The sequence below is a fragment of the Oceaniglobus roseus genome, from assembly GCF_002869745.1.
GTDB classification, from domain to species: Bacteria; Pseudomonadota; Alphaproteobacteria; order Rhodobacterales; family Rhodobacteraceae; genus Oceaniglobus; species Oceaniglobus roseus.
Window position 1 is genome coordinate 1 of sequence record NZ_PNOS01000054.1, and the last position, 22,580, is coordinate 22,580.

The following is a 22,580-nucleotide window of genomic DNA, read 5'->3' on the forward strand; positions in this document are numbered from 1 at the left end:
CCGCCTTCTGGGCCCGCCACACGCCGCACGCCCGACGCGCCGAAGCCCGCGCCGCGCTGATCGCCGAGCAGCGCGCGCGCCTCGACCGGCTGCTGGTGGCGGGCGCGATCGAGCCCCGGGAGATGCGCCGCCTGATGGCGAGCCTCGCCGCCGGGCTGGAAGTGGGCGCGACCCGCGCCGCGGTGCTCCCCCTTGCGCCCGCGCCGCCGACGTCCTTCAGGGCGATGCCGGGTGGCCTGCGTCCCCCGGGCTCGACGCTGATCGCCGGCTGGCAGCATGGCACGCCCGGCCTGATGGATCGCGCGAATCGACTGCGCGCCGATGGCCAGGTGGTGACGGTGCTGCGGCTGTCGCCCACCGCGCTCTATCACCGGGTCGCCTTCGCCGCCACGGGCCTCTGGGTGCAGACCGGTGGGGTCTGGGGGCGCGCGCGGCGCGACGAACCGTTGGTGCGGGTCACAACCCTGGCGGCGCGGACCGAAGTCGAGGCCGCGCGCATCGCGCCCCTGCGTGGCGTGGGTGGACAACTGAGCCGCTGACGTGGGACAAGCGACAAAGACCGTCGAAAACCCGTTTTGCACCATGCCGGAGAGTGAAAGCCGCCCGGACCTTTGACGCGGCCCGCCCGTGATGCAATTTCTCGTTGAACGAACATTCTAGGAGCCCCCATGCAGCGCAAGGTTACCAAGGCCGTCTTTCCCGTCGCCGGGCTGGGAACCCGGTTCCTGCCCGCGACCAAGTCGATCCCGAAGGAGATCATGACGCTCGTGGATCGGCCGCTGATCCAGTACGCCATCGACGAGGCCCGCGCGGCCGGCATCACCGAGTTCATCTTCGTCACCTCGCGCGGCAAGTCCGCGCTGGAGGATTACTTCGACTATGCGCCCGAACTGGAGGCGGCGCTCGAGGCCAAGGGCAAGACCGATCTGCTGGGCGTGCTCGATTCCACCAACATGGACAGCGGCGCCATCGCCTATATCCGCCAGCACAAGGCCCTTGGCCTTGGCCATGCCGTGTGGTGCGCGCGGCGGCTGGTGGGGGACGAGCCCTTCGCGGTGATCCTGCCCGACGACGTGATCGCGGCCGAAAAGCCCTGCCTTGCCCAGATGGTCGAGGCCTACGAGAAGACGGGCGGCAACATGGTCGCCGCCATGGAAGTGCCGGACGAGAAGGTGTCGGCCTACGGCGTGCTCGACACCTCCGAGGACGACGGCACCCTGGTGAAGGTCAAGGGCATGGTCGAGAAGCCCAAGGCCGGCACCGCGCCGTCGAACCTGGCGGTGATCGGCCGCTACATCCTGACGCCGAACGTGATGAACCGGCTGAACGACAAGAAGTCGGGCGCGGGCGGCGAAATCCAGCTGACCGATGCCATCGCGGCAGAGATCGACGGGCCCGACGGCGTCTACGGCCTGCGCTTCAACGGCCAGCGGTTCGACTGCGGCTCGAAGGCCGGCTTCCTGCAGGCCACCGTTGCCTTCGGCCTGTCGCGCCCCGACCTGAAGGAGGAGTTCGGCGAATATATCGACGACCTGACCTCCAGCCGGGCCGCGTCGCAGTAGGGGCGGCGCCATGGACAGGGTGCTGGTCACCGGCGGCGCGGGATACATCGGCTCCCATGCCTGCAAGGCGCTGCGGCAGGCAGGCTTCACGCCCGTCTGCCTCGACAACCTCTCGACCGGCTGGCAGGCCGCGGTGAAGTTCGGACCGTTCGAACGCGGCGACCTTCTGGACCGCGCGCGCCTGGACGAGGTGTTCGCCGCCCACGCCCCCGTTGCCGTGATGCACTTCGCCGCCTTCTCGGACGTGGGCGAGTCGATGCGCGATCCGGGGAAATACTGGCGCAACAACGTCACCGGCTCGCTGAACCTGATCGAGGCGGCGCTGGCCGCGGGCTGCAGGGACTTCGTCTTCTCCTCCACCTGCGCCACCTACGGGGAGCAGGACGGGGTGATGCTGGACGAAAATTGTCCGCAGAAGCCGATCAACGCCTATGGCGCCTCGAAGAAGGCGATCGAGGACATGCTGGAGAACTTCGGCGCCTCCCACGGATTGCGCCATGTCATCTTCCGGTACTTCAACGTCGCGGGTGCCGATCCCGACGGCGAGGTGGGCGAGAACCACAATCCCGAATCGCATCTGATTCCGCTGATGCTCCAGGCGATCCAGGGCAAGCGGGCGGCGCTGACGATCAACGGCACGGACTACGACACGCCCGACGGCACCTGCATCCGCGACTATGTCCACGTCTGCGACCTGGTGGATGCCCATGTGCTGGGCCTGAAGTGGTTGCAGGACGGCAAGGGCAGCCGGGTGTTCAACCTTGGCACCGGGCGCGGCTTCTCGGTGCGGCAGGTGGTCGAGTACTCCGCCACCGTCACCAACCGCCAGGTGCCCGTCATCGAAGGCCCGCGCCGCCCCGGCGACTGCACCGCCCTGGTCTCGGGCAGCACCCGGGCCGAGCTGGAGCTGGGCTGGAAGCCCCGGCGGTCGGACCTTCAGACGATGATCGCCGACGCCTGGCGCTGGCACGAGTCCGCGCAGTTCGGCCCGTCGCGTGACCGCGCGCTGCCTTGACCTGACACGGCTGGTCAGCCGGGCCGGGCTCGGGCCGCCGACCGGGGTGGACCGCGTGGAGCTGGCCTATCTCGACGCGCTGCTGGCGCGCCCCGAACCGCTGTTCGCGCTCTGCCGCCTCGCCTTGGGCTTCGCCCTGCTCGACCGTGCGGGCGCCGCGGCGCTGCGGGCGCGGATCGCGGGGCAGGCGCCGTGGGGGCGGGGTGACATCATCGGCCAGCTGTCCCGCAGGCTTGCCCCCGCGCGCCGCCGGGCCGAGGCCGACGTGCGCCGCCTTTCGCGCGCCACCTGCCTGCGCCGCGGCCTTGGTGCGCTGGCGCAGCGGGGTCTGCCGCCGGGCACGCTCTATCTCAACACCGGCCACAGCAACCTCGACGCCGCCACCTTCGGGGCGCTGAGATCGGTGCCGGAACTGAGGATCGCGGTGCTGGTCCACGACACGATCCCGCTCGATTTCCCCGGCTACCAGCGTCCCGGCACGCCCGCGGCGTTCGAGAAGCGGATGCGCGCCGTCTCGGCCCATGCCGACACGGTGATCTGCAACTCGCGCCAGACCGAGGCCGACGTGCAGCGCCATTTCACGGGCTTCGGCCGGGTGCCGCCCTGCGTCACCGCCCATCTCGGCATCGATCCGCCCCGCCCGGACGCGTCCGCCCTGCCCGCGACGCTGGATCCCGCGCGTCCGCGCTTCGTGGCCGTCGGCACCATCGAGCCGCGCAAGAACCACGCCCTGCTGCTCGACCTCTGGGACCGCATGGCGGCAGAGGAGGGGGCCGGGGCGATCCCCGATCTCTGGATCGTCGGGCGGCGCGGCTGGAACAACGAGGCCGTCTTTGCCCGGCTCGATGCATCGCCGCTGCGCGGGTTGCGGATCCACGAGACAGGCACGCTGGACGACGGCGGCATGGCGGCGCTGGTGCAGGGCGCCGCGGCGCTGCTGTTCCCCAGCCACGCCGAGGGCTTCGGCCTGCCCCCGGTCGAGGCGGCGGCACTGGGCACGCCTGTGGTCTGTTCACCACTTCCCGTCCTGCAGGAGGTGCTGGGCGACTTCCCCGTTTACGCAGAAGCGACCGATCTGTACGCTTGGCGCAACGAGGTGAAAAGACTGGCAAAAGCGCAGCGCGACGGCATCCGCCCCCAGGCAGAACAGCCGCCGACCTGGGAGGCGCATTTCAACCATGTCTTGAACCGGCTTCGGTAAACAGGATCGCACCGGCCCCGACGGGCCAGCACCAGAGGAACCCGATTGGGCGTCGTCAGCACCTACCGCCTGAGGCTCCAGCGCAAGCGTTGGCTGATCCGCGCCTTCCGCAAGCGCCGGCAGCTGAAGCCGGTGGTCGACAGGCTGGAGCGGATCGGCCGCCGCGATGTGCTGTGCTTCGTCTGCCTCAGGAACGAACGCGTCCGCCTGCCCTATTTCCTGCGCTACTACCGCGACCTCGGGATCGGGCATTTCCTGATCGTCGACAACGGCTCGGCCGACGGCTCGGCGCAGTACCTCGCCGACCAGCCGGACGTGTCGCTCTGGCATACGAAGGGCAGCTACAAGCGGGCGCGCTTCGGGATGGACTGGATCAACTGGCTGCTGCGCCAGCACGGGCACGGCCACTGGACGCTGACCGTGGATGTGGACGAGTTCTTCATCTACCCGTTCTGCGACACACGGCCGATCCCGGCGCTGACCGACTGGCTGGACGCGTCCTCGATCCGCTCCTTCGGGACGATGATGCTGGACATGTACCCCAAGGGCCCGCTGTCGGCGCAGCGATACCTGGAGGGAGAGGATCCATTCGCCATCGCGTCCTGGTTCGACGCCGGCAACTACGCGATCAGCCGCAACGGCCGGTACGGCAACCTCTGGATCCAGGGCGGCCCGCGCGCCCGTGCCTTCCTGAACGACAAGCCCGAGCGCGCGCCGGCCCTGAACAAGCTGCCGCTGGTGAAGTGGCACCGAAGCTATGCCTACGTCAGCTCGACCCACATGCTGCTGCCGCGCGGACTGAACCTGGTCTACGACGAGTACGGCGGCGAGAAGGCGAGCGGGATCCTGCTGCACGCCAAGTTCCTCGACACCCTCGGCGTCAAGGCCGCCGAAGAGCTGAAGCGGCGGGAGCACTTCGCCAACAGTGCCGAGTACAAGGCCTATCACGCCGGGCTCCGGGACGACCCCGACCTCTGGTGCAAGTGGAGCGAGAAGTACATCAACTGGCGCCAGCTCGAGATCCTGGGCCTGATGTCGAAGGGCAACTGGGCATGACCGTGGGCTTCGTGATGATGTGCCACGATGCGCTGCACCGCGCAGCGGAGGTGGCCGATCACTGGGCGGCGCGGGGCTGCCCGGTGGTGATCCACGTCGACAGGCGGGTCTCGCGGGCCGATTACGCCGGGCTTGTCACGGCCCTCGCGCATCGCGACAACGTCCGCTTCTGCGCGCGCCATGCCTGCGACTGGGGAACATGGTCGCTGGTCGCCGCCTCGCAGAGCGGGGCCGAGGTGATGCTGCGCGCGTTTCCCGAGGTGCGGCACGTCTACCTCGCCTCCGGCTCCTGCCTGCCCCTGCGCCCGGTGGACGAGCTGAAGCGATACCTCGCCGACCGTCCGCGCACCGACTTCATCGAAAGCGTCACCACCCAGGACGTGCCCTGGACAGTCGGCGGGCTGGACCGCGAACGCTTCACCCTGCGCTTTCCCTTCTCGTGGAAGCGTCACCGGCGGCTGTTCGACGGTTACGTGCGGCTGCAACGCGCCGTGGGGTTCAAGCGCCGGATCCCGAAGGGGGTGACGCCGCACATGGGGTCGCAATGGTGGTGCCTGACCCGCCAGACCCTGTCGGCGATCCTCGAAGATCCCAAGCGCGGCGTCTACGAACGCTACTTCCGGCGGGTGTGGATCCCGGACGAAAGCTATTACCAGTCCCTCGTGCGGCTCTACTCGCAGAAGGTGGAAAGCCGTTCGCTGACGCTGTCGAAGTTCGATTTCCAGGGCAAGCCGCACATCTTCTACGACGACCACCTGCAACTTCTGCGCCGGTCGGACTGCTTCGTGGCGCGCAAGATCTGGCCGCGGGCGGACCGGCTGTACCTCACCTTCCTCTCCGACACGCTGGGCGAGCAGAACCGGGCCGAGCCGAACCCGGGCAAGATCGACCGAATCTTCGCCAAGGCGATCGACCGGCGCACGCGGGGTCGCGCGGGGCTCTACAACAGCAGCCGCTATCCCAGGCCCGGCTGGGAGAACGGCAAGACCTGCGCACCCTACTCGGTGTTCGAGGGGTTCCGTGACCTGTTCGACGATTTCGAGACCTGGCTGCAACGCGCCACCGGGGCCCGCGTCCACGGCCATCTCTTCGCGCCGGAGGGGGCGGAGTTCCACGACCGCGGCAAGGTCTATGCCGGTGCGCTGCCCGCCGATGCCGCCCTGCGCGACTACAACCCGAAGGCCTTCCTGACCAACCTGATCTGGAACACCCGGGGCGAGCGGCAGTGCTTCCAGTTCGGCCCGCGCGACCGGCAGGCGGCAGCCGCGTTCTTCTGTGACGATCCGAACGCCACCGTGACCGTCATCACCGGCGCCTGGGCGGTGCCGCTGTTCCGGTCGAACCGCAATTTCGGCGATCTCCGGAAGGAGGCCGCGCGCCTCCAGCAGATCGAGACGAAACACCTGGACCTGCTCCGCCGGATCTCGACCAAGGCACGGGTGCGCCTCTGGTCCATGGCCGATTTCGTCGAGGCGCCGATGGAGCCCCTGCAGTCGATCATCGACGAGATCGGCCACCGCGGCCAGCGCCGCCTGACCGAGGCGCCGCAGATGGCGGATCTGGACGGCTTCGGCCAGTTCCTCCAGAACCTCAAGAACCAAGGGATGCAGCCCTATCTCATGGGCGATTTTCCCTCGGGCCACGAGGTCGAGGCGCCAAGCCCGAAACCCCGCCGCCCCTACCTCGTGAAGTGACGACATGACCGGAAGATTCGACGGCTTCATCCTGCTGGCCGAGATGCGCACGGGATCGAACTTTCTCGAGGACACCCTGAACCTCGTGCCCGGCCTGCGCTGCTGGGGCGAGGCGTTCAATCCGCACTTCGTCGGCCATGCAAAGAAGACCGAGATGGCGGGCGTGACGATGCAGGCGCGCGAGGCCGATCCGATGGCGCTGCTTTCGGCGATCCGCGCGAAGACGCAGGGCCTTGCCGGCTTCCGCTTCTTCCACGACCACGATCCGCGGATCCTGCGCCACTGCCTGGCCGATCCCCGCTGCGCCAAGGTGGTGCTGACGCGCAATCCGCTCGACAGCTACGTCAGCCTCGAAATCGCGCGGCAGACCAACCAGTGGCGGCTTGGCGACCTGAAGCAGGCCAGGACGGCGCAGATGACCTTCGACGCCGATCACTTCGCCCGCCACCTCGACCGGGTGCAGGCGTTCCAGCAGGAGATCCTGCGCGCCCTCCAGGTCAGCGGGCAGACCGCCTTCTACATCGGCTACGACGACATCAACGACCTCGAGATCGTGAACGGGCTGCTGGCCTTTCTCGGCGTCGCCGGGCGGCTCGACCAGCTGTCAGGCAAGACCAAGGTGCAGAACCCCGGCGCGCTCCGGGACAAGGTGGCCAATTACGAGGTGATGGAGCGGGCGCTGTCCTCGATCGACCATTTCGGCCTGCACCGCACCCCCAATTTCGAGCCGCGGCGCGGCGCGGGGGTGCCTGGCTTCGTGCGGGCGGCGAAGGCGCCGCTGCTGTTCATGCCGGTGCGCGGCGGTCCGTCCGCGCGCGTCGCCGCCTGGCTGGCCGCCCTCGACGGCACGCCGCCGCAGACCGGCGACATGACCCAGAAGGACCTCAGGAAGTGGAAGCGGCAACACCCCGGCCACCGCAGCTTCACCGTGATCCGCCACCCGGTCGCGCGGATCCACGACACCTTCCGCCGTCACATCCTGTCCACCGGCCCCGAAAGCTTTGCCGACATCCGCGAGACGCTGCGCACGCAGTACGCCGTCCCGCTGCCGGAGGGAGAGCCGGGCCCGGATTTCGGCCCGAACGAGCATCGCTCGGCCTTCCTCGCCTTCCTGGCCTTCGTGAAGGGCAACCTCGGCAACCAGACCTCGATCCGGGTCGACCCTTCCTGGGCCTCGCAATCGGTGGTGCTGCAGGGCATGGCACAGGTGATGCTGCCCGACGCCGTGCTGCGGGAGGAGCGGCTGGCCGATGGCCTTGCCGCGCTCGCCGCCGAGGTGGGGCTGGCCGCGCCGCATCCCGGACCGGCCGAACAGGACGCGACCCTGTCGCTGATCCACGACGACGCCGTCGAATCCGCCGTGCGCTACGTGTACCAGAAGGATTACATGATGTTCGGCTTCCGCGGCTGGGCCTGAGCGGCCCGGCGCGGGGTCAGGCCGCCGCGCTGGCCGGGGCTTCGGTCAGCAGCGTGTGCAGCACCGCCGGATCGTCGTTGGCGCGCAGCTTGGCACATAGGCTCTGGTCGCGCATGGTGCGCGACACCAGCGCCAGCGCCTTCAGGTGGTCCACCCCCGCCGAGGCGGGAGCGAACAGCGCGAACACCAGGTCGACCGGCTGACGGTCGGCCGAACCGAACTCCATCGGCTTCTCGATCCGCATGAACAGGCCCCGGACCGCCTCCGCCTCGTCGAGGCGGGCGTGGGGCAGGGCGATGCCGTGTCCCACGCCGGTCGGGCCAAGTGTCTCACGTTCCATCAGCGCCTCGATCGTGCGCTCGGCCGGAAGGCCGTGGACCGTGTGGGCAAGCTCGCCCAGTTCGTGAAACAGGCGCTTCTTGCTGCTCATCGCGCCCACCACGCGGATCGCGTCGGGGCTGAGGATCTTGGAGAGTTGCATTGGCACCTGCTGCTGATTGCCGGGCCGCTTCCGGGCCCTTGCGTCCTATCTGGGATTCGGGTCGATCCACCCGATGTTTCCGTCATCGCGCCGGTACACGATGTTCACGCCGGTGTCCTGACGCTCGTTGCGGAAGACAAGCAGGGGCGCCCCCGCCAGTTCCATCTGCATCACCGCCTCACCCACCGACAGCTGTGGAATCTTCGTTTCCATCTCGGCGATGATCATCGGCTGGAGCGTTTCCGGCTCTTCCTCGTCCTGCCCTTCACTTGCGGCGAGGATATACGAAGAGGCGCCCGAGAGTTCAACCGGCTGTGACCGCTCCTTGTGATGATCCTTCAATCGGCGCTTGTAGCGGCGCAGCTGCTTTTCCATCTTCTCGCCGGCGCTGTCGAAACAGGCATAGATCTCGGGCGCGCGGCCCTTGGCCTGCACGGTGAGGCCGGTGGACAGATGCACAACGGTCTCGCAGACAAATTCGTGCCCGTCCTTCGAGAACACCACCAGCGCATCCGTGGGGCGACCCGGATACTTGCCGATGATCGTCTCGATCTCGGTCTGCACATGGGTCTGCAGGGCATCCCCGATGTCGATTTGCTTGCCGCTGATCTGATACTGCATCTCACCTCCTGGATGATCGGGACCGTCCCCGACCACCGCCTGCGCTGATGCAGGACGCTATCGGGGAATTTGGACGAAATTCCGGCAGGATCAGGCGCCCGTTCGGCGATCTGACAAGGGGATATCCGGTCCCGAACCCCCCGCGAACGAAAAGAGTCGTCTCTGCCATTGGACCATTTGGCGCTGTATGGGGCCGTCCTGTCAATGGCTTCCGCGTCGCGGCCCGGACGTTCAGGAGATCCTGAAGCCCTCGCCAAGGTAGACGCGGCGCACGTTCTCGTCGCGCACCACCTCGTCGCTGGTGCCGCTCATCAGGACGTGGCCGTCGTGCAGGATATAGGCGCGGTCGACGATCCCGAGCGTCTCGCGCACGTTGTGGTCGGTGATCAGCACGCCGATGTTGCGCGTCTTCAGTTCGCCCACCAGCGTGCGGATCTCGGACACCGCGATGGGGTCGACGCCCGCGAAGGGTTCGTCGAGCAAGACGTAGGAGGGATTGGAGGCCAGGCAGCGCGCGATCTCGACCCGCCGCCGCTCGCCCCCCGAAAGCGCGGGGGCGGGCGTGCGGCGCAGGTGGGCGATCGAGAACTCGGCCAGAAGCTGCTCCAGCCGCTCGCGCCGCCTGTCGCGGTTCGGCGTGGAGATCTCGAGAATCGCCAGGATGTTGTCCTCGACGCTCATCCCCCGGAAGATCGACATCTCCTGCGGCAGGTAGCCGATCCCGAGCTTCGCGCGCCGGTACATCGGCAGGGTCGTGACGTCGCGCCCGTCGATGGCGACGGTCCCGCCCTCGGCCTGCACGAGACCCGCGATGGCATAGAAGCAGGTCGTCTTGCCCGATCCGTTCGGCCCGAGCAGCGCCACCACCTCGCCCCGCCCGAGCTCGAGCGACACGTCGCGGATCACCGGCCGCTTGCGATAGCTCTTGCGCAGGTGCGAGACCTTCAGCCCGCCTGTCCCCTCGGACACGGTGAGGTGGGGTGCCGCCATCAGTTGCCGTTCGTGCCGGTCTGGAACACCGTCTTCACCCGGCCCTCCATGGTGCCGGTGCCCGCGTTCAGGTCGATCACCAGCCGGTTCGACGACAGTGCCGTGGCGCCCTGGGTCAGCAGCACGTCGCCGGTCATCACAACGGTGCCGGTGTCCAGCGAATAGACCGCCTCCTGCGATTCCGCCGCCTCGCTGCCGTTGACCAGCGTCACCCCGCCCGAGGCGTTGATCTTCTGGATCTGGCTGCCGCCGCCCTGTCCGCCCTGGGCATACAGCACGGTCATCAGCGCCGCCGTCATCTTCATCTCGCCCTGGGTCACCACGACGTTGCCCTTGAACGACGCCGATCCGTCGGCCTGGTTCACCTCAAGGCTGTCCGACGACACCTCGACGGGCTGGCTGCTGTCGTGCTTCAACCCGCCGAAGGCGATGTTGGTGTTCTGCGCCATCACCGGGACGGCCCCCATGCCGCCGCCAAGGCCGAGGCCCAGGATCATCGCTGCGATTACGCCGTGCTTCATGGCCGGTCCCCCTGGTTCGCTGGCGGCTGATATACCAGCTTCACGCCGTCGGTGAACAGCAGAACGTAGGCGGGCGCCTGACCCTCCGCCGTCTCGCGGCGCAGTTCCATCTTCCCGGCACTCATCCGGCCCATGGGGCCGTGCCCCTCGACCGCGCCCTCGGTCACGACCGAGGTCTCGGAAAGCGACGCGGTCAGCGCCTTCGTGTCGAGCGTGAAGCCGGTTGAGGTCTCGATCTTCACGCCGCCGGTCAGCTCCGCGCTGCGCGCGGCGGTGTCCACGTCGGCGCTGGCCGCCACCAGGTCCAGCGTGCCGCCGTCCGGCGTCCGGATCGCCCCGGTCAGGCCCTGCGCCACCACCGTGCTGCCGGTGCCGGGACGCGCGCTTTCGGCATCCAGGCTGATCGCCGCGCCGTCGGTCGTGACCCCGGCATAGTTCGGCCCGATCATCGACTGCTCGCGCAGCGCCTCGGAGTTGCGCGCCGTGGTATAGGGCAGCGATCCGGTCGGTTCGTGCCGCTGGGAGACGAGGAACAGGGTGGACAGGATCGCCAGCGCCACGAGCGGCAGCACGACCTTCAGCCAGGCGACGACGCGGGAATGGGTGTTGTCGTAGGCCGCCACGGGGTTCTTCCGGCTGGGTGCGATGAATTCCGAACAGGATCCGACGAATGTAGTATGGGGGCGGCGCAATCCAAAGCCTGCAGGCGGCATCCCGCCCTGCGCCGGGGCAGGGTCAATGTGCGAAGATGTCGATCTCGGGCCAGCCCGCCAGGTCCAGCCGCGCCCGCGTCGGCAGGAAGTCGAAGCAGGCCTGCGCCATCTCCGTCCGCCCTTCCCGCGCCAGCCGCTTGTCCAGCTCGCCCTTCAGGCGGTGCAGGTACACCACGTCCGAGGCGGCATAGTCGAGCTGCGCCGCCGACAGCTCGGCCGCGCCCCAGTCGCTCTGCTGCTGGTATTTCGAGATGTCGACCTCCAGCAGTTCCTGGAGCAGGTACTTCAGCCCGTGCCGGTCGGTGTAGGTGCGGATCAGCTTGCTGGCGATCTTGGTGCAGTAGACCGGCGCGGCCAGCGCGCCGAAGGCGTGGTACATCGCCGCGATGTCGAAGCGGCCGAAGTGGAACAGCTTCAGCACCTTGGGATCGGCCAGCATCCGCGCCAGGTTCGGCGCCCCGGTCTGCCCCGGGGCGACCTGCACCAGGTGGGCGTTGCCGTCGCCGCCCGACATCTGCACGAGGCACAGCCGGTCGCGGTGCGGGTTCAGCCCCATGGTCTCGCAGTCGATGGCCACCACGGGCCCGAGGTCCAGCCCGTCGGGCAGGTCGTTCTGGTAGAGGGTGTTGGTCATCGGATGCTCCGCGGTTTGCGCGTCTTTCTAGGGGGCGAGGCGGGACCGGGCAATGGCGGATCGCTGTCGCGGAAGGCCGCGCGTGACCCTGCGTCGGGACAGGTCGTCTCTGGACAACACCGCCCCCGCCCGCGTCAATGGAGCCGAGAAGCCCGAGGCCGGAGCCGCCGATCCCATGTCCATCCCGATGGCCCGCAACGTGGCGCTCTACCCGTGGTTCCGGGCCTGCCAGTCGCTGCTGTTCTGGCAGGCGGTGTGGTTCCTCTATTTCCAGGACCGCCTGTCGGCCACCGCCGCGATCCAGCTCTATGCCGTCTACGACATCGCCTCGACCCTGCTTGAAGTGCCATCCGGCTACATGTCCGACCGGCTGGGCCGCCGCCGCACGCTGCTCGCCGCCGCGCTGGCGGGCGGGGCGGCGGTGCTGTTCATCGGCCTCGGCGACAGCTTCGCGGCCTTCGCCGTGGGCGAGGCGCTGATCGGGGCCAGCGCCGCCTTCGTCTCGGGCACCGATTCCGCGCTGCTCTACCAGTCCCTCGCCGCCGAGGGCCGCGCCGCCGAGGTCGAGCGGCAGGAGCTGCGCGCCTGGCGCTTCGCCTTCACCGCGCTCGCCGCCTCGGCGCTGGCGGGCGGGCTGATGACGCTGCTCTACCCGCCGCTGCCCTACCTCGCGGGCGCCCTCGGCTTCGCTGCCATGGCGATCATCGCCTTCCGCTTCACCGAACCGCCCGCCGCCCGCCACGGCCCCGACGAGGGCCCGACGCTTTCGGACCTCGGGCAGATCCGCGCGGCCCTGGCGCAGCCGGTCGTCGCCTGGCTCTTCGCGCTCTCGGTGGCGATGTACATCTTCAGCCACATCCCCTTCGTCTTCGGCCAGCCCTTCATCGCCGATGCCCTTGCCGCCCTCGGCGCGGGGCAGGGCGCCCCGGCGGTCAGCGGCGCCGTCACCGCGGCGATGATGACGGTCTCGCTCGGCACTTCGCTCTTCGCCACGCCGCTGCGCGTCCGCCTCGGCCTCACCGTGCTGCTGCTGGTCGCCTTCGCGCTCCAGATCGCGATCAGCGCCACGCTCGCCGCCACCGGCAGCGCGCTCGCCATCGCGGTCCTGCTGCTGAGGATGGTGCCCGTCTCGCTCTCGCGGCCGTTCATCACCGCGCGGATGCAGCCGCTGTTGCACGACCGCACGCGCGCCACGTTCCTTTCGGTGCAGAGCCTCGCCGGGCGGCTGATCTTCGCCGCCACGCTGTTCCTGGCCTCAGCGGTCGCCGGGGGAACCGACACGCTGTCCCATGGCACGATCCGGCTGATCCTCGGCGCCTACTGCGCCGCCGGGCTGGCCTGCCTCCTGATCCTCGCCGTCACCGCGCGGCGCCGCGGCATCTGAGGACAGCGCCCGCAGCTTCAGGAAACTGAACACCGCCGAGCCGCCGAAGAACAGCCCGCCCATGCCTACGACCTCGAAGATCGCCGGACCCCGCGGCACCCCGCGATAGAGCAGCGCGACCAGCATCAGCGCGAAGCCCGCCAGCGACACCGCCAGCCGCAGGCGGTGCTCGCGCCGCGCCTCTTCGCGTTCAGTCGCCGCCACCGCCGTCCCCGCCGCCCGAATCGCCGCCGAAGTCATGGTGCGCGCCGTGCCCGTGCCCATGGCCCTGCCCGTCATTGCCGCCGCGCCGGTGCCCCTCGTACCAGCCCCCGCCGTACCAGTACCCCGGCGCACCGCTGCCCGGTCCGCGCAGCTTCTTCGGCCCGAGATTGCTGGAAAACATCACCCAGACGACGTAGGCCACCAGGGCTCCGCCGCCGATCCAGAATATCCAGTCCATCCTGCCAAACCTCCCGCGCCGGACGCGGGAAGCCTAGCAGATGCGGCGGGCCCGCGCCAACGCCGCTCAGGCGGCGCGCCCGACCCCGTGGCGCAGCAGCGCGCCGATGAAGGTCAGCATCGTCACCACCGCCAGAACCGAGCCGACCTTGGCCAGCACCTCGCCCGAGCCGCCGATCGCCATGGCGATCCCCGGCACCAGAACGGCCACGGTCAGCAGCGCCAGCCCGTAATGGACCCTGGCCAGCCATCCCGCCGCCGCCGCCGGCGTCAGCGCGTAATAGAAGCCGAACACCGCCATCCCGACCCAGCCGAGCAGGTTCAGGTGGCCATGGGCGGGCGACAGGCTGTGGTCGCCGCTCGCCGACATCTGGATGCCCCAGCCCATGCCGACGACCAGCAGCAACGCCGCCGTCAGCAGAAACAGAAACGGAATACCCCTCATCGAATCCTACCTTTCAAATCAACAAGCAAGCAGAGAACCGGACCGCCCTCAAAGCGGCGGGCCGGTGAAGCTCAGGTTGTGGCGCGCGGCGCTCTCCTCGATCGCCGCCACGTCCTCGGGGATGCGGAACTGCCCCCTGGCCATGTCTGAAAAGAAGCCTTCGAACCCTCCGGGCGTCAGGATCACCAGCGTCCGCGCCGGGCCGTCCGCGGGCACGCGGTAGGTGTGCTCGCGGCCGCGCATCACCGTCGCCGCCTCGCCCGCCTTCAGCAGCCGCGTCACGCCCTCGTCCCAGATCTCGACCGCGCCCGAGAGCACGACGAAGGTCTCGTCCTCGGCGTGGTGGACATGGCGCGGCGGGCCCGACAGCGGCGGCATCTCGCATTCGGTGACGCTGACCGGCGCGCCGGGGCCGCCGACGATGGTGCGATAGGTCACGCCGAGCCAGGTGTGGCGCTCGGCTGCTTCGGTCTGGTCGTACAAGATTTTCCTCCTCGGATGAATGGCCGCGCGCCGCCCGCCGGACGCCGTGGCAGTCCGGGCCCTGCGCGCGGCAGGTCATTGAAATGTATCGGGTTATATCCGGTGCCGTGGCGCCGTACCCGCGTTAGAGCACCAAATTTCGAATTAGGGAAATCGATTGATGATATGATATCTATCCATCCCATGAATTTCGCGACGCTCGACCTGAACCTGCTCCGCGTCCTCGACACGCTTCTGCGCGAAGGCTCCACCGTGCGCGCGGGCGAACGCCTGGGGTTGTCCCAGCCTGCCGTCTCGGCCGCCCTCGGCCGCCTGCGGCACGCGCTGGGCGATCCGCTGTTCCTCAGGAAGGGCGGCGGGCTGATCCCGACCGATTATGCCGTCTCCATCGCCTTGCCCCTGCGCGCGGCGCTGGACCGGATCGAGACGGTGCTGGCCCAGCCCAGCCGGTTCGACCCCCTGACCAGCGACCAGAGCTTCAAGATCTCCGGCTCCGACTTCTTCGCCGAGATGCTGATGCCCCGCCTCGCCGACACCCTGCAGACCCGCGCTCCGGGGATGCGGGTGCAACTGGTCGATCTCGTCCCCGACAGCTACATCGACACGCTGGAACGCTACGAGGTCGACCTTGCCCTGATCCCCAGCACCACCTTCCCCGACTGGACCGACCACCAGGCGGTCTTCACCTCGCCGTTCTCGGTGATCGCGCGCACCGGCAATCCCCGGATCGCCGCCGCCGGGATCGCCCCCGGCGGCACAATCCCGCTGGACCTGTTCTGCGCCCTCGGCCACGTCCTGTTCTCACCCGAGGGCAACCTCAGCGCCATGGGGGACGCCGCCCTGGCCCGCGTCGGACGCCAGCGCCGGGTGGTGATGACCATGCCCTTCTTCACCGGCGTCGCCCGCGCCGTGGCGGAAAGCGACCTGATCGCCCTGATGCCGGCGCAGCTTGCCGACCATTTCGCGCCGCGCATGGGCCTTGCCGTCTATGGCCCGCCGATGCCGGTGCCGGAGGCGCACCTGGTAATGTTCTGGCACAAGCGGTCGACCCAGAACCCCGCCCACCGCTGGCTGCGCGCCCTGATCGCCGACCTCCTGGCGCCGCTCGACGCCCCGCAGGACGGCCGGCCATGACCGAAACCGATGGCGGACCCCACATTTCCTGACCGAAGCACCCCTTTCGCAACCGCGGCGGCTGCGCTATCAGGCGCCGAAGGTCAAGGAGTCCCCCATGGGTTACAAAGTCGTCGTCGCCGGGGCCACGGGCAACGTGGGCCGCGAAATGCTGAACATCCTCGCCGAGCGGGAGTTTCCCGTCGACGACATCGCCGCGCTGGCCAGCCGCAAGTCGCTGAACACCGAAGTCAGCTTCGGCGACCGGACGCTGAAGACGAAGGACCTCGACACCTTCGACTTCGCCGGCTGGGACATCGCGCTGTTCGCCATCGGCTCGGAGGCGACGAAGACCTATGCGCCGAAGGCCGCGAAGGCGGGCTGCGTGGTGATCGACAACTCCTCGCTCTACCGCTACGACCCCGACGTGCCGCTGATCGTGCCCGAGGTGAACCCCGACGCGATCACCGGCTATGCCAGGAAGAACATCATCGCCAATCCCAACTGCTCGACCGCGCAGATGGTGGTGGCGCTGAAGCCGCTGCACGACCGCGCGACGATCAAGCGCGTGGTGGTCTCCACCTACCAGTCCGTCTCGGGCGCCGGAAAGGCCGGCATCGACGAGCTGTGGGACCAGACCAAGAGCATCTACAACCCGACGGACGAGAAGCCGCCGGTCAAGTTCACCAAGCAGATCGCCTTCAACGTGATCCCCCACATCGACGTCTTCCTCGACTCCGGCGAGACCAAGGAAGAGTGGAAGATGGTGGCCGAGACGAAGAAGATCCTCGATCCGAAGGTGAAGGTCACGGCCACCTGCGTCCGCGTCCCCGTCTTCGTCGGCCATTCCGAGTCGATCAACATCGAGACCGAGGATCACCTCGACGCCGACGAGGCGCGCGACATCCTGCGGGAATCGCCGGGCATCATGGTCGTCGACAAGCGCGAGGACGGCGGCTACGTCACGCCGATCGAATGCGTCGGCGACTTCGCCACCTTCGTGTCGCGCATCCGCGAGGACTCGACCATCGACAACGGCCTGAACTTCTGGTGCGTCTCCGACAACCTCCGCAAGGGCGCGGCGCTGAACGCCGTGCAGATTGCCGAACTTCTGGGCAACCGGGTGCTTCAGAAGGGCTGAGCCGTGAGGGCGGGGCAGGACCCCGCCCTGCTGCCGGACCTCGGCCCGCCATCCCGCTCCCCTCGCCGATTCCCTGCGCCGCCTCCGCCGCCCCGGTGAGCGCGATTCTCCCCGTCGCCCCTGCCACCTCCTGCCCCGTTCCGGGCCGCGCGCCCTCCGACATGGTGAAGGCGGTGCGGCCTCCGGCCTGCCATTGGTAAATCGCGCGAGGGGCAAGAGGTGAAGAACCGGTTAAAGTTGGCCCGTTCTGCCGGGAAAACGGCCCCCCAACAGCCTTTCTTTTGGTTGCTTTCCGGTAAATGCGAGAAAGAACAATGACTTGGTCTGACGGTTAACACGGCGCCGATCCTTGAAACTTGTTTCTTAACTGCCCGGAAATCCATTTGATGCTACAAGCTTCCCATCAACCGGAGAGGATCCGGGATGAGGGGAAGAGGCGCGAAGGCGCGGACACGGTGCCAAGGCGGGCAGGGGTGCCCAGCCGAGGCGATACCGGCCAGACCCTTCGCCCTGGTGGCACGTCGCCACCATCAGCGCGGCACTCGAACTGGTGCAGCCCGCCACCCGCCCGATGCGCGGGTCGGCAGATCTCACGGAACAACAGCCACTTGATGCCCGGCGGTCAGCGCGTTGCGCGGCCCCGGGCCCGACGGGATGAATACCATGGGCCACAAGACCTTCGCACCGATCAACCGCGTCCTGACCGCCATGGGGAATTTCCCCTTCCGCAGCGCGGCGCAGCCGCAATCGCAGCCGCTGCCGCGTCGTGTCCGGATCAGCCGCGAGGACATCGCCGCGATCTTCGCGCAGGACCTGGCCTCGCGCCCGTCGATCTGACCACCAGAACACCGTTTCGAAGGAGAACCGCCATGTCCGACCTGCTGAAGAAAGCCCGTGACCGCCGCCTCGACGCGCTGAACCTGCTCCAGCGCTCGCGCACCAACATGTTCTGCGGCACCGCGCCCGTGGCCGCCGCGCCCGACAGCACCATCGCCCATCTCTCGGACTACCGCGTCCGCATGGGCCACCGCCGTCTCGCGCTTGGCCAGGTCATCGGCTGAGCGGCGCCGTCACCGGAGCGCGCGCCATGTCACAGGGGCTTGAACTGCTCGGTCACCGGATCGAGGGCGTGAAGACCGCCCTCGCGGATGTCGGCCCAGAGACCGTGCAGGCTCAGCTGCTGCTGGCGCACGGCCTCGGCCACGAAGGGGAAGGTCATGAGATTGTCGAGCGAGATCCGCACGGCCGCCTGTTCCAGCGCGGTGCGCCGCAGGTCGTCGTCGCCCTCGGGCAGATCCTCGAACCCGGGGCGCAGGATGTCCATCCACCGGCCGATGAAGCTGCTCTTCTCGTCCAGCTCGGGCGCCCGTCCCGAACACATGTCATAGCAGCCTTGGACGCCACCGCAGGAAGAGTGGCCAAGGACGATGACATTGGACACCTTCAGGGCGTTCACGGCGTATTCCACCGCCGCCGAGGTGCCGTGCTGCTGCCCGTCGGGCAGGTGCGGCGGCACGAGGTTGGCGATGTTGCGGTGGATGAAGAACTCGCCCTGCTCGGCGCCGAAGATCGAGGTGACGTGCACCCGGCTGTCGCAGCAGGCGATCACCATGGCGCGGGGCCGCTGCCCCTCGTCGGCCAGGCGGCGGTACCAGGCCTTGTTTTCGTCGTAGGAGGTCGCCTTCCAGCCGTGATAGCGCTGGACCAGGTAGCTCGGCAGCGGTCGAACATGGTTCATCGTGCGTTCTCCTTCGGCCCGTCGCGCCTGTCTAGCCCAGCACCGGAGCGCGCGAAACATCAAACTGGCGGGCCCGCGGCGCGCCCCGGCGGGGTGCGGTGCGGCACCGGCGCGGGGAACGCGACCGAGGCCCGGCGTGTTGGGAAACGAAATCTTCAGGGACCGGTGACAGAGACCGGCGCGGGGCGGAAAGGGGAAGCCATGAATACTGTCGAGAAGGTCGTCGCCCTGACGCCCCGCGAGGGCTGCGGCATCAACCCCGGTGCCCTGCTGGCGCTGCGGGGAAGCGACGGCTGCGCCCTTGCGCGCACGACCATGGGCGAGGCGCTGGAGGACCTGGCGCTGGCGCTGTCGCGGGTCGCCCAAGCCTATCGCGAGGACCGCTTCCACGACCTGCGCGAAGCCGCCTGCACGGTGGGGCGGATCGCGGCCTCGCTCGATCTCGACCGGCTGGCGCGGGTGGCCCGCACCGTTGCGGGCCTGTCCACCACGACGGACTGCACCGCGCTGGCGGCGAACGTTGCCCGCCTCGTGCGGCTGGGCAATGGCGCGCTCGGCGCGATCTGGGAGCTTCAGGACCAGATCGTCTGACCCGCCGGGGACAGGGGCTTGCGGGCGGGCGCGGGACGGCTAGGGTGCCGCCCATCCGAAGCCTGAGAAAGCGCCACCCATGTCCCTCGTGTTCGCCCCCGCCACCGACACCGCCCGCCCGATCCACCTGCTGACCTCCGAGCGGTTCGAGGCGTGGGTGGCGGACCAGCCCGAGGCTGTCCGGACCTGGGCCGCCGCAAACGCCTTCACCGCCGCCGCGGGGTCGGTGCTGCTGGTGCCGGGACCGGAGGGCGGCGCGGCGATGGCGCTGGTCGGGCTCGGCAAGGCCGCCGAGGCGCCGCGCCACCGCTTCCTGCTGGGCGGCGCCCGTGCCCGGCTACCCGAGGGGGCCTGGCGCATCGCGACGGACCTGCAGCCCGAGGCGCGGGACGAGGCGGCGCTCGGCTGGCTGCTGGCCGGCTATCGCTTCGACCGCTACGCCAAAGCCGAGGCGCCGAAGGCGACGCTGGTCGCCCCGGAGGGCTGCGATGCCCCGCGCCTCGAAGCCATCGCCGCGGGCGAGGCTCTGACCCGCGACCTGGTCAATACCCCCGCCTCCGACATGGGCCCGGACGAGCTGGAACAGGCGGCGCGCCGGCTTGCGAACAGCTTCGGCGCGGAGGTCTCCGTCACCACCGGCGACGCCCTGCTCGAGAACAACTTCCCCATGATCCACGCCGTCGGCCGTGCCGCCCCCCGCGCGCCGCGGCTGATCGACATGACCTGGGGCAGCGAGGGGCCGCGGCTCACGCTGGTTGGCAAGGGCGTCTGCTTCGACACCGGCGGACTGAACCTGAAGCCCGGAAGCTCCATGGGCCTGATGAAGAAGGACATGGGCGGCGCGGCGACCGTGCTGGGCCTTGCGCACATGATCATGGCGCTGAAGCTGCCGCTGCGGCTGCGCGTCCTGATCCCGGCGGTCGAGAACGCGGTGGCCGGCAACGCGTTCCGCCCGGGCGACATCCTGACCTCGCGCAAGGGGCTGACGGTCGAGATCAACAACACCGACGCCGAGGGCCGCCTGGTCCTCGCCGACGCCCTGGCGCTGGCGGCGGAAGACGCGCCGGACCTCACCATCTCCATGGCCACCCTCACCGGCGCCGCGCGCGTGGCCGTCGGCCCCGACCTCGCGCCGTTCTACTGCGACGACGAGGCCGTGGCCGCCGCCCTCTCTGCCGCCGGGAGGAAGGTGCGCGATCCGCTCTGGCGGATGCCGTTCTGGGCGCCCTACGAGCCGATGATCGAGCCCGGCATCGCCGATCTCGACAACGCACCTTCGGGCGGCATGGCGGGCTCGATCACCGCGGCGCTGTTCCTGCGCCGCTTCGCCCCGGCGCCCTATGTCCACTTCGACATCTACGCCTGGCAGCCCTCTGCCGCCCCGGCCCGTCCCAAGGGCGGCGTCGGCATGGGCGCCCGGGCGATCCTCGAGGCGCTGCCGGGACTGGTGAAGGCGTGAGCGACCGGCGCGACACCCCCGCCAACGGCCGCGTCGCCGCCCTGCATCTCGAAGGGCAGGTGGAGGCCGACCGCTTCGTCGCCGCCGATTCCGCCCAGGTCGCGACCTTCACTGCCGGTCTGCACGCCGCGCCGGGCGGGGCGCTCGACCGGCAGGCGATCTTCGGCGACCTGCTCGACGTCTACGAACGGCGGGACGGCTGGGCCTTCGTGCAGGGCCGGAAGGACGGATATTGCGGCTATGTCCGCGAGGCGGCGCTGGCCGCTCCGGTCACGCCCACCCATCGCCTCGCCGTGCGCGCCTCCCACATCTACCCCGAGGCGGGGATGAAGCAGCCGCCGCTGCACCGGCTGACCTTCGGCGCACAGCTCTGCGTCACCGACGCGGACGGCAAGTGGGCCGCGGTCCGATGGGGCGGCGGCACGGGCCTCGTCCACCGCAGCCATCTCCTCCCGCTCGACCGGCCCATGCCCGACCCCGCCGCCAGCGCCGCCCTGTTCCTCGGCACGCCCTACCTCTGGGGCGGCAACAGCGACGCGGGGATCGACTGCTCGGGCCTCGTCCAGGCCGCCTGCCTCGCCGCGCACATCCCCTGCCCGGGCGACAGCGACCAGCAGGCGAGGACCGTCGGCACCCTGCTGCCCGACGACGCCCCGCTGCAGAGGAACGACCTGATCTTCTGGAAGGGCCACGTCGCGCTGGTGTCGGACCCCGAAACGATCCTCCACGCCAACGGCGGCTACATGACAACCATGTACGAACCCCTCGCCGATGCCCTCGGTCGCATCGAGGCCGCCGAGGGCACCCGCCCCTTCGCCCGCCGCCGCCTTCCGGCCTGACGCCTGGCTCCTTCTTTGTTCAAAAGCTCCGGGGTCCGGGGCAGAGCCCCGGTCCCGTCCTAGGAAAGCCTACTCCACCGCCCGGATCAACTTCCGCTCCAACACCCGCAGGACCGTCCTCAGCTCGCCCCCGCGCTTCAGGATCTGCCCGTCCATGCCGATCACGGCGTACATTCCCTGCCGCCCGCGAAGCTTCGGGCGTTTCTCGATCCGGTAGATCGGGTTTTCCGCCGTGCGCCGGAAGACGGAGAACACGGCGACGTCCTTCAGGAAGGACATGCCGTAGTCCCGCCATTCGCCCGCCGCCACCATCCGTCCGTAGAGGGTCAGGATCTCGCCCAGTTCCCGGCGGTCGAAGGCGACCCTCTCGTTCGGGTCGGGACGGCCGGGAAAGGGGGTGGGCGTCAGCACGGTCATCCGCGAAGCTTGCCCGCAGCGCCGCGCAAAGGCAATCCCCCGGCGCCGCCCCGACTTTGCCTTGCAATGGTCCCGAAAGCAGCACGGCGCGGTCCCGTGGCCGCCCGATTGGAGCGTCACAACAGGACCATAGCGTAGGAACGCTACCCCGGTGCCGCGGTAACTTTGCCCCCACCCAGTTCGTGGCACCGGGGCCAACCCTCCCGATGTCCTCAGCCGAAGCTTCCGTGGCAGAACCACCCCGGCGACAGCGCCGCGCCGTGGGCGAAGAACAGCCACAGCCGGTCTCCCTGTTCCGTCGTCACCTGCCAGTAGTCGCGCAGCCCCGAGCGCCACTCGGGGTCGTCCAGCCACCATTCCGGCGCGATCCGCTCGGGCCCCTCGGAATCGATCACCGCGAAGCTGCGGCGCCGCCAGCGGAAGGTCTCGGGGCAGCGGGGCCTCTCCGGCGCGTGGACCGGCTCGGGCGGCCAGAGCAGCAGCGGGCGCACCACGGGCGGCGCGGGCCAGGCCGGGGCGCGGGCGGACCAGGCGGCGGCCAGCGTCAGCGCCGACTTCTCGGGCAGGTGGCTGTCGGCGGGATGGCGGCGGGTGATCCGCTCCAGCCCGATCCGCGCGCCGAGG

General features: G+C 69.3%; 26 protein-coding genes and 1 pseudogene. 15 read left to right on the forward strand and 12 right to left on the reverse strand.

The window, feature by feature from the left end:
• The 7 genes and pseudogenes from A7B20_RS19615 to A7B20_RS19645 all read left to right on the forward strand — a co-directional run.
• Positions 1 to 539: pseudogene (locus A7B20_RS19615) on the forward strand (glycosyltransferase family 2 protein); the annotation flags it as partial.
• Between the two features lie 129 nt (positions 540 to 668).
• Entirely contained in the window at positions 669 to 1,562 is an 894-nt protein-coding gene (gene galU, locus A7B20_RS19620; RefSeq protein WP_102110282.1) for a UTP--glucose-1-phosphate uridylyltransferase GalU, read from the forward strand.
• Positions 1,563 to 1,572: 10 nt separating this feature from the next.
• Entirely contained in the window at positions 1,573 to 2,577 is a 1,005-nt protein-coding gene (gene galE, locus A7B20_RS19625; RefSeq protein WP_102110283.1) for a UDP-glucose 4-epimerase GalE, read from the forward strand.
• A complete protein-coding gene (locus A7B20_RS19630; RefSeq protein WP_102110284.1) occupies positions 2,558 to 3,778 on the forward strand; it encodes a glycosyltransferase family 4 protein in 1,221 nt (406 codons plus the stop codon). The genes galE and A7B20_RS19630 overlap by 20 nt, the downstream gene beginning before the upstream one ends.
• Positions 3,779 to 3,823: 45 nt before the next feature.
• Positions 3,824 to 4,834 carry a glycosyltransferase family 2 protein gene (locus A7B20_RS19635; RefSeq protein ID WP_102110285.1) on the forward strand — a complete coding sequence of 337 codons (1,011 nt, stop codon included), beginning with the start codon at positions 3,824 to 3,826 and terminating at the stop codon, positions 4,832 to 4,834.
• Positions 4,831 to 6,528 (forward strand): DUF5927 domain-containing protein, encoded by a 1,698-nt coding sequence (locus A7B20_RS19640; protein WP_102110286.1) that lies wholly within the window; start codon positions 4,831 to 4,833, stop codon positions 6,526 to 6,528. Before A7B20_RS19635 ends, A7B20_RS19640 begins: the two co-directional genes overlap by 4 nt.
• Positions 6,529 to 6,532: 4 nt before the next feature.
• On the forward strand, positions 6,533 to 7,945 hold the full coding sequence (locus tag A7B20_RS19645; RefSeq protein WP_102110287.1) for a nodulation protein NodH: 1,413 nt from the start codon (positions 6,533 to 6,535) through the stop codon (positions 7,943 to 7,945).
• A gap of 16 nt (positions 7,946 to 7,961) precedes the next feature.
• Here A7B20_RS19645 and A7B20_RS19650 read toward each other — a convergent pair whose 3' ends face one another.
• The 6 genes from A7B20_RS19650 to A7B20_RS19675 form a co-directional block, all read right to left on the reverse strand.
• Positions 7,962 to 8,426, reverse strand: a complete 465-nt coding sequence (locus A7B20_RS19650; protein ID WP_102110288.1) for a PTS sugar transporter subunit IIA — start codon at positions 8,424 to 8,426, stop codon at positions 7,962 to 7,964.
• Positions 8,427 to 8,471: 45 nt separating this feature from the next.
• Positions 8,472 to 9,047, reverse strand: coding sequence for a ribosome hibernation-promoting factor, HPF/YfiA family (hpf, locus tag A7B20_RS19655; RefSeq protein ID WP_102110289.1), 576 nt, complete (start codon positions 9,045 to 9,047; stop codon positions 8,472 to 8,474).
• A gap of 231 nt (positions 9,048 to 9,278) precedes the next feature.
• The gene (lptB, locus tag A7B20_RS19660) at positions 9,279 to 10,037 is read right to left on the reverse strand and encodes an LPS export ABC transporter ATP-binding protein (protein ID WP_102110290.1); all 759 of its coding nucleotides are present in this window, start codon (positions 10,035 to 10,037) and stop codon (positions 9,279 to 9,281) included.
• Positions 10,037 to 10,534, reverse strand: coding sequence for an LptA/OstA family protein (locus A7B20_RS19665; RefSeq protein WP_102110304.1), 498 nt, complete (start codon positions 10,532 to 10,534; stop codon positions 10,037 to 10,039). Before A7B20_RS19665 ends, lptB begins: the two co-directional genes overlap by 1 nt.
• Before the next feature lie 20 nt (positions 10,535 to 10,554).
• Positions 10,555 to 11,181: an LPS export ABC transporter periplasmic protein LptC gene (gene lptC / locus A7B20_RS19670; RefSeq protein WP_102110291.1), complete on the reverse strand. Its 627-nt coding sequence runs from the start codon at positions 11,179 to 11,181 to the stop codon at positions 10,555 to 10,557.
• 112 nt (positions 11,182 to 11,293) lie between these two features.
• Positions 11,294 to 11,905 carry a ribonuclease D gene (locus A7B20_RS19675; RefSeq protein WP_102110292.1) on the reverse strand — a complete coding sequence of 204 codons (612 nt, stop codon included), beginning with the start codon at positions 11,903 to 11,905 and terminating at the stop codon, positions 11,294 to 11,296.
• A gap of 82 nt (positions 11,906 to 11,987) precedes the next feature.
• On the opposite strand from A7B20_RS19675, the gene A7B20_RS19680 reads away from it, so the two are divergent.
• Positions 11,988 to 13,289 carry an MFS transporter gene (locus tag A7B20_RS19680; protein WP_245867137.1) on the forward strand — a complete coding sequence of 434 codons (1,302 nt, stop codon included), beginning with the start codon at positions 11,988 to 11,990 and terminating at the stop codon, positions 13,287 to 13,289.
• A 190-nt stretch (positions 13,290 to 13,479) separates the two neighbouring features.
• Here A7B20_RS19680 and A7B20_RS19685 read toward each other — a convergent pair whose 3' ends face one another.
• The 3 genes from A7B20_RS19685 to A7B20_RS19695 all read right to left on the reverse strand — a co-directional run bounded on the left by A7B20_RS19685 (position 13,480) and on the right by A7B20_RS19695 (position 14,658).
• A complete protein-coding gene (locus tag A7B20_RS19685) occupies positions 13,480 to 13,731 on the reverse strand; it encodes a hypothetical protein (protein WP_102110294.1) in 252 nt (83 codons plus the stop codon).
• A gap of 66 nt (positions 13,732 to 13,797) precedes the next feature.
• Entirely contained in the window at positions 13,798 to 14,175 is a 378-nt protein-coding gene (locus A7B20_RS19690; RefSeq protein WP_102110295.1) for a hypothetical protein, read from the reverse strand.
• 48 nt (positions 14,176 to 14,223) lie between these two features.
• Positions 14,224 to 14,658: a cupin domain-containing protein gene (locus A7B20_RS19695; RefSeq protein ID WP_245867139.1), complete on the reverse strand. Its 435-nt coding sequence runs from the start codon at positions 14,656 to 14,658 to the stop codon at positions 14,224 to 14,226.
• Between the two features lie 183 nt (positions 14,659 to 14,841).
• Between A7B20_RS19695 and A7B20_RS19700 the strand changes: the two genes are divergently transcribed.
• From A7B20_RS19700 to A7B20_RS19710, 4 genes are all read left to right on the forward strand, one after another.
• The gene (locus A7B20_RS19700; protein WP_102110296.1) at positions 14,842 to 15,792 is read left to right on the forward strand and encodes a LysR family transcriptional regulator; all 951 of its coding nucleotides are present in this window, start codon (positions 14,842 to 14,844) and stop codon (positions 15,790 to 15,792) included.
• A gap of 97 nt (positions 15,793 to 15,889) precedes the next feature.
• Complete coding sequence (locus tag A7B20_RS19705) at positions 15,890 to 16,912, forward strand: aspartate-semialdehyde dehydrogenase (RefSeq protein WP_102110297.1); 1,023 nt, start codon at positions 15,890 to 15,892, stop codon at positions 16,910 to 16,912.
• A gap of 663 nt (positions 16,913 to 17,575) precedes the next feature.
• Positions 17,576 to 17,749, forward strand: a complete 174-nt coding sequence (locus A7B20_RS21370; protein WP_157937737.1) for a hypothetical protein — start codon at positions 17,576 to 17,578, stop codon at positions 17,747 to 17,749.
• Between the two features lie 32 nt (positions 17,750 to 17,781).
• Entirely contained in the window at positions 17,782 to 17,973 is a 192-nt protein-coding gene (locus A7B20_RS19710) for a hypothetical protein (protein WP_102110298.1), read from the forward strand.
• A gap of 29 nt (positions 17,974 to 18,002) precedes the next feature.
• Here the strand turns inward: A7B20_RS19710 and A7B20_RS19715 are convergent, their stop codons facing one another.
• Positions 18,003 to 18,650 (reverse strand): carbonic anhydrase, encoded by a 648-nt coding sequence (locus A7B20_RS19715; RefSeq protein WP_102110299.1) that lies wholly within the window; start codon positions 18,648 to 18,650, stop codon positions 18,003 to 18,005.
• 201 nt (positions 18,651 to 18,851) lie between these two features.
• Here A7B20_RS19715 and A7B20_RS19720 point away from each other — a divergent pair, with 201 nt between their 5' ends.
• From A7B20_RS19720 to A7B20_RS19730, 3 genes are all read left to right on the forward strand, one after another.
• Positions 18,852 to 19,241: a hypothetical protein gene (locus A7B20_RS19720; RefSeq protein WP_102110300.1), complete on the forward strand. Its 390-nt coding sequence runs from the start codon at positions 18,852 to 18,854 to the stop codon at positions 19,239 to 19,241.
• A gap of 79 nt (positions 19,242 to 19,320) precedes the next feature.
• Positions 19,321 to 20,700: a leucyl aminopeptidase family protein gene (locus tag A7B20_RS19725; protein WP_102110301.1), complete on the forward strand. Its 1,380-nt coding sequence runs from the start codon at positions 19,321 to 19,323 to the stop codon at positions 20,698 to 20,700.
• Positions 20,697 to 21,539 carry a C40 family peptidase gene (locus tag A7B20_RS19730; protein ID WP_102110302.1) on the forward strand — a complete coding sequence of 281 codons (843 nt, stop codon included), beginning with the start codon at positions 20,697 to 20,699 and terminating at the stop codon, positions 21,537 to 21,539. Before A7B20_RS19725 ends, A7B20_RS19730 begins: the two co-directional genes overlap by 4 nt.
• A gap of 69 nt (positions 21,540 to 21,608) precedes the next feature.
• On the opposite strand, the gene A7B20_RS19735 is transcribed toward A7B20_RS19730, so the two are convergent.
• Positions 21,609 to 21,956, reverse strand: coding sequence for a DUF2794 domain-containing protein (locus A7B20_RS19735; RefSeq protein WP_102110303.1), 348 nt, complete (start codon positions 21,954 to 21,956; stop codon positions 21,609 to 21,611).
• A gap of 212 nt (positions 21,957 to 22,168) precedes the next feature.
• Positions 22,169 to 22,580, reverse strand: a 412-nt coding sequence (locus tag A7B20_RS19740) for a DUF6504 family protein (RefSeq protein WP_342747284.1), incomplete at its 5' end; no start/stop codon positions are given.

Bases quoted from the DNA above. Each gene is read 5' to 3' on its own strand.
- A7B20_RS19710 (WP_102110298.1), top strand. From the start codon at position 17,782: ATGTCCGACCTGCTGAAGAAAGCCCGTGACCGCCGCCTCGACGCGCTG.
- hpf (WP_102110289.1), bottom strand. From the start codon at position 9,047: ATGCAGTATCAGATCAGCGGCAAGCAAATCGACATCGGGGATGCCCTG.
- A7B20_RS19705 (WP_102110297.1), top strand. From the start codon at position 15,890: ATGGGTTACAAAGTCGTCGTCGCCGGGGCCACGGGCAACGTGGGCCGC.
- A7B20_RS19725 (WP_102110301.1), top strand. From the start codon at position 19,321: ATGTCCCTCGTGTTCGCCCCCGCCACCGACACCGCCCGCCCGATCCAC.
- A7B20_RS21370 (WP_157937737.1), top strand. From the start codon at position 17,576: ATGGGCCACAAGACCTTCGCACCGATCAACCGCGTCCTGACCGCCATG.
- A7B20_RS19715 (WP_102110299.1), bottom strand. From the start codon at position 18,650: ATGAACCATGTTCGACCGCTGCCGAGCTACCTGGTCCAGCGCTATCAC.
- A7B20_RS19685 (WP_102110294.1), bottom strand. From the start codon at position 13,731: ATGGACTGGATATTCTGGATCGGCGGCGGAGCCCTGGTGGCCTACGTC.
- galE (WP_102110283.1), top strand. From the start codon at position 1,573: ATGGACAGGGTGCTGGTCACCGGCGGCGCGGGATACATCGGCTCCCAT.
- lptB (WP_102110290.1), bottom strand. From the start codon at position 10,037: ATGGCGGCACCCCACCTCACCGTGTCCGAGGGGACAGGCGGGCTGAAG.
- galU (WP_102110282.1), top strand. From the start codon at position 669: ATGCAGCGCAAGGTTACCAAGGCCGTCTTTCCCGTCGCCGGGCTGGGA.
- A7B20_RS19645 (WP_102110287.1), top strand. From the start codon at position 6,533: ATGACCGGAAGATTCGACGGCTTCATCCTGCTGGCCGAGATGCGCACG.
- A7B20_RS19665 (WP_102110304.1), bottom strand. From the start codon at position 10,534: ATGATCCTGGGCCTCGGCCTTGGCGGCGGCATGGGGGCCGTCCCGGTG.
- A7B20_RS19675 (WP_102110292.1), bottom strand. From the start codon at position 11,905: ATGACCAACACCCTCTACCAGAACGACCTGCCCGACGGGCTGGACCTC.
- A7B20_RS19690 (WP_102110295.1), bottom strand. From the start codon at position 14,175: ATGAGGGGTATTCCGTTTCTGTTTCTGCTGACGGCGGCGTTGCTGCTG.
- A7B20_RS19650 (WP_102110288.1), bottom strand. From the start codon at position 8,426: ATGCAACTCTCCAAGATCCTCAGCCCCGACGCGATCCGCGTGGTGGGC.
- A7B20_RS19720 (WP_102110300.1), top strand. From the start codon at position 18,852: ATGAATACTGTCGAGAAGGTCGTCGCCCTGACGCCCCGCGAGGGCTGC.
- A7B20_RS19700 (WP_102110296.1), top strand. From the start codon at position 14,842: ATGAATTTCGCGACGCTCGACCTGAACCTGCTCCGCGTCCTCGACACG.
- A7B20_RS19735 (WP_102110303.1), bottom strand. From the start codon at position 21,956: ATGACCGTGCTGACGCCCACCCCCTTTCCCGGCCGTCCCGACCCGAAC.
- A7B20_RS19640 (WP_102110286.1), top strand. From the start codon at position 4,831: ATGACCGTGGGCTTCGTGATGATGTGCCACGATGCGCTGCACCGCGCA.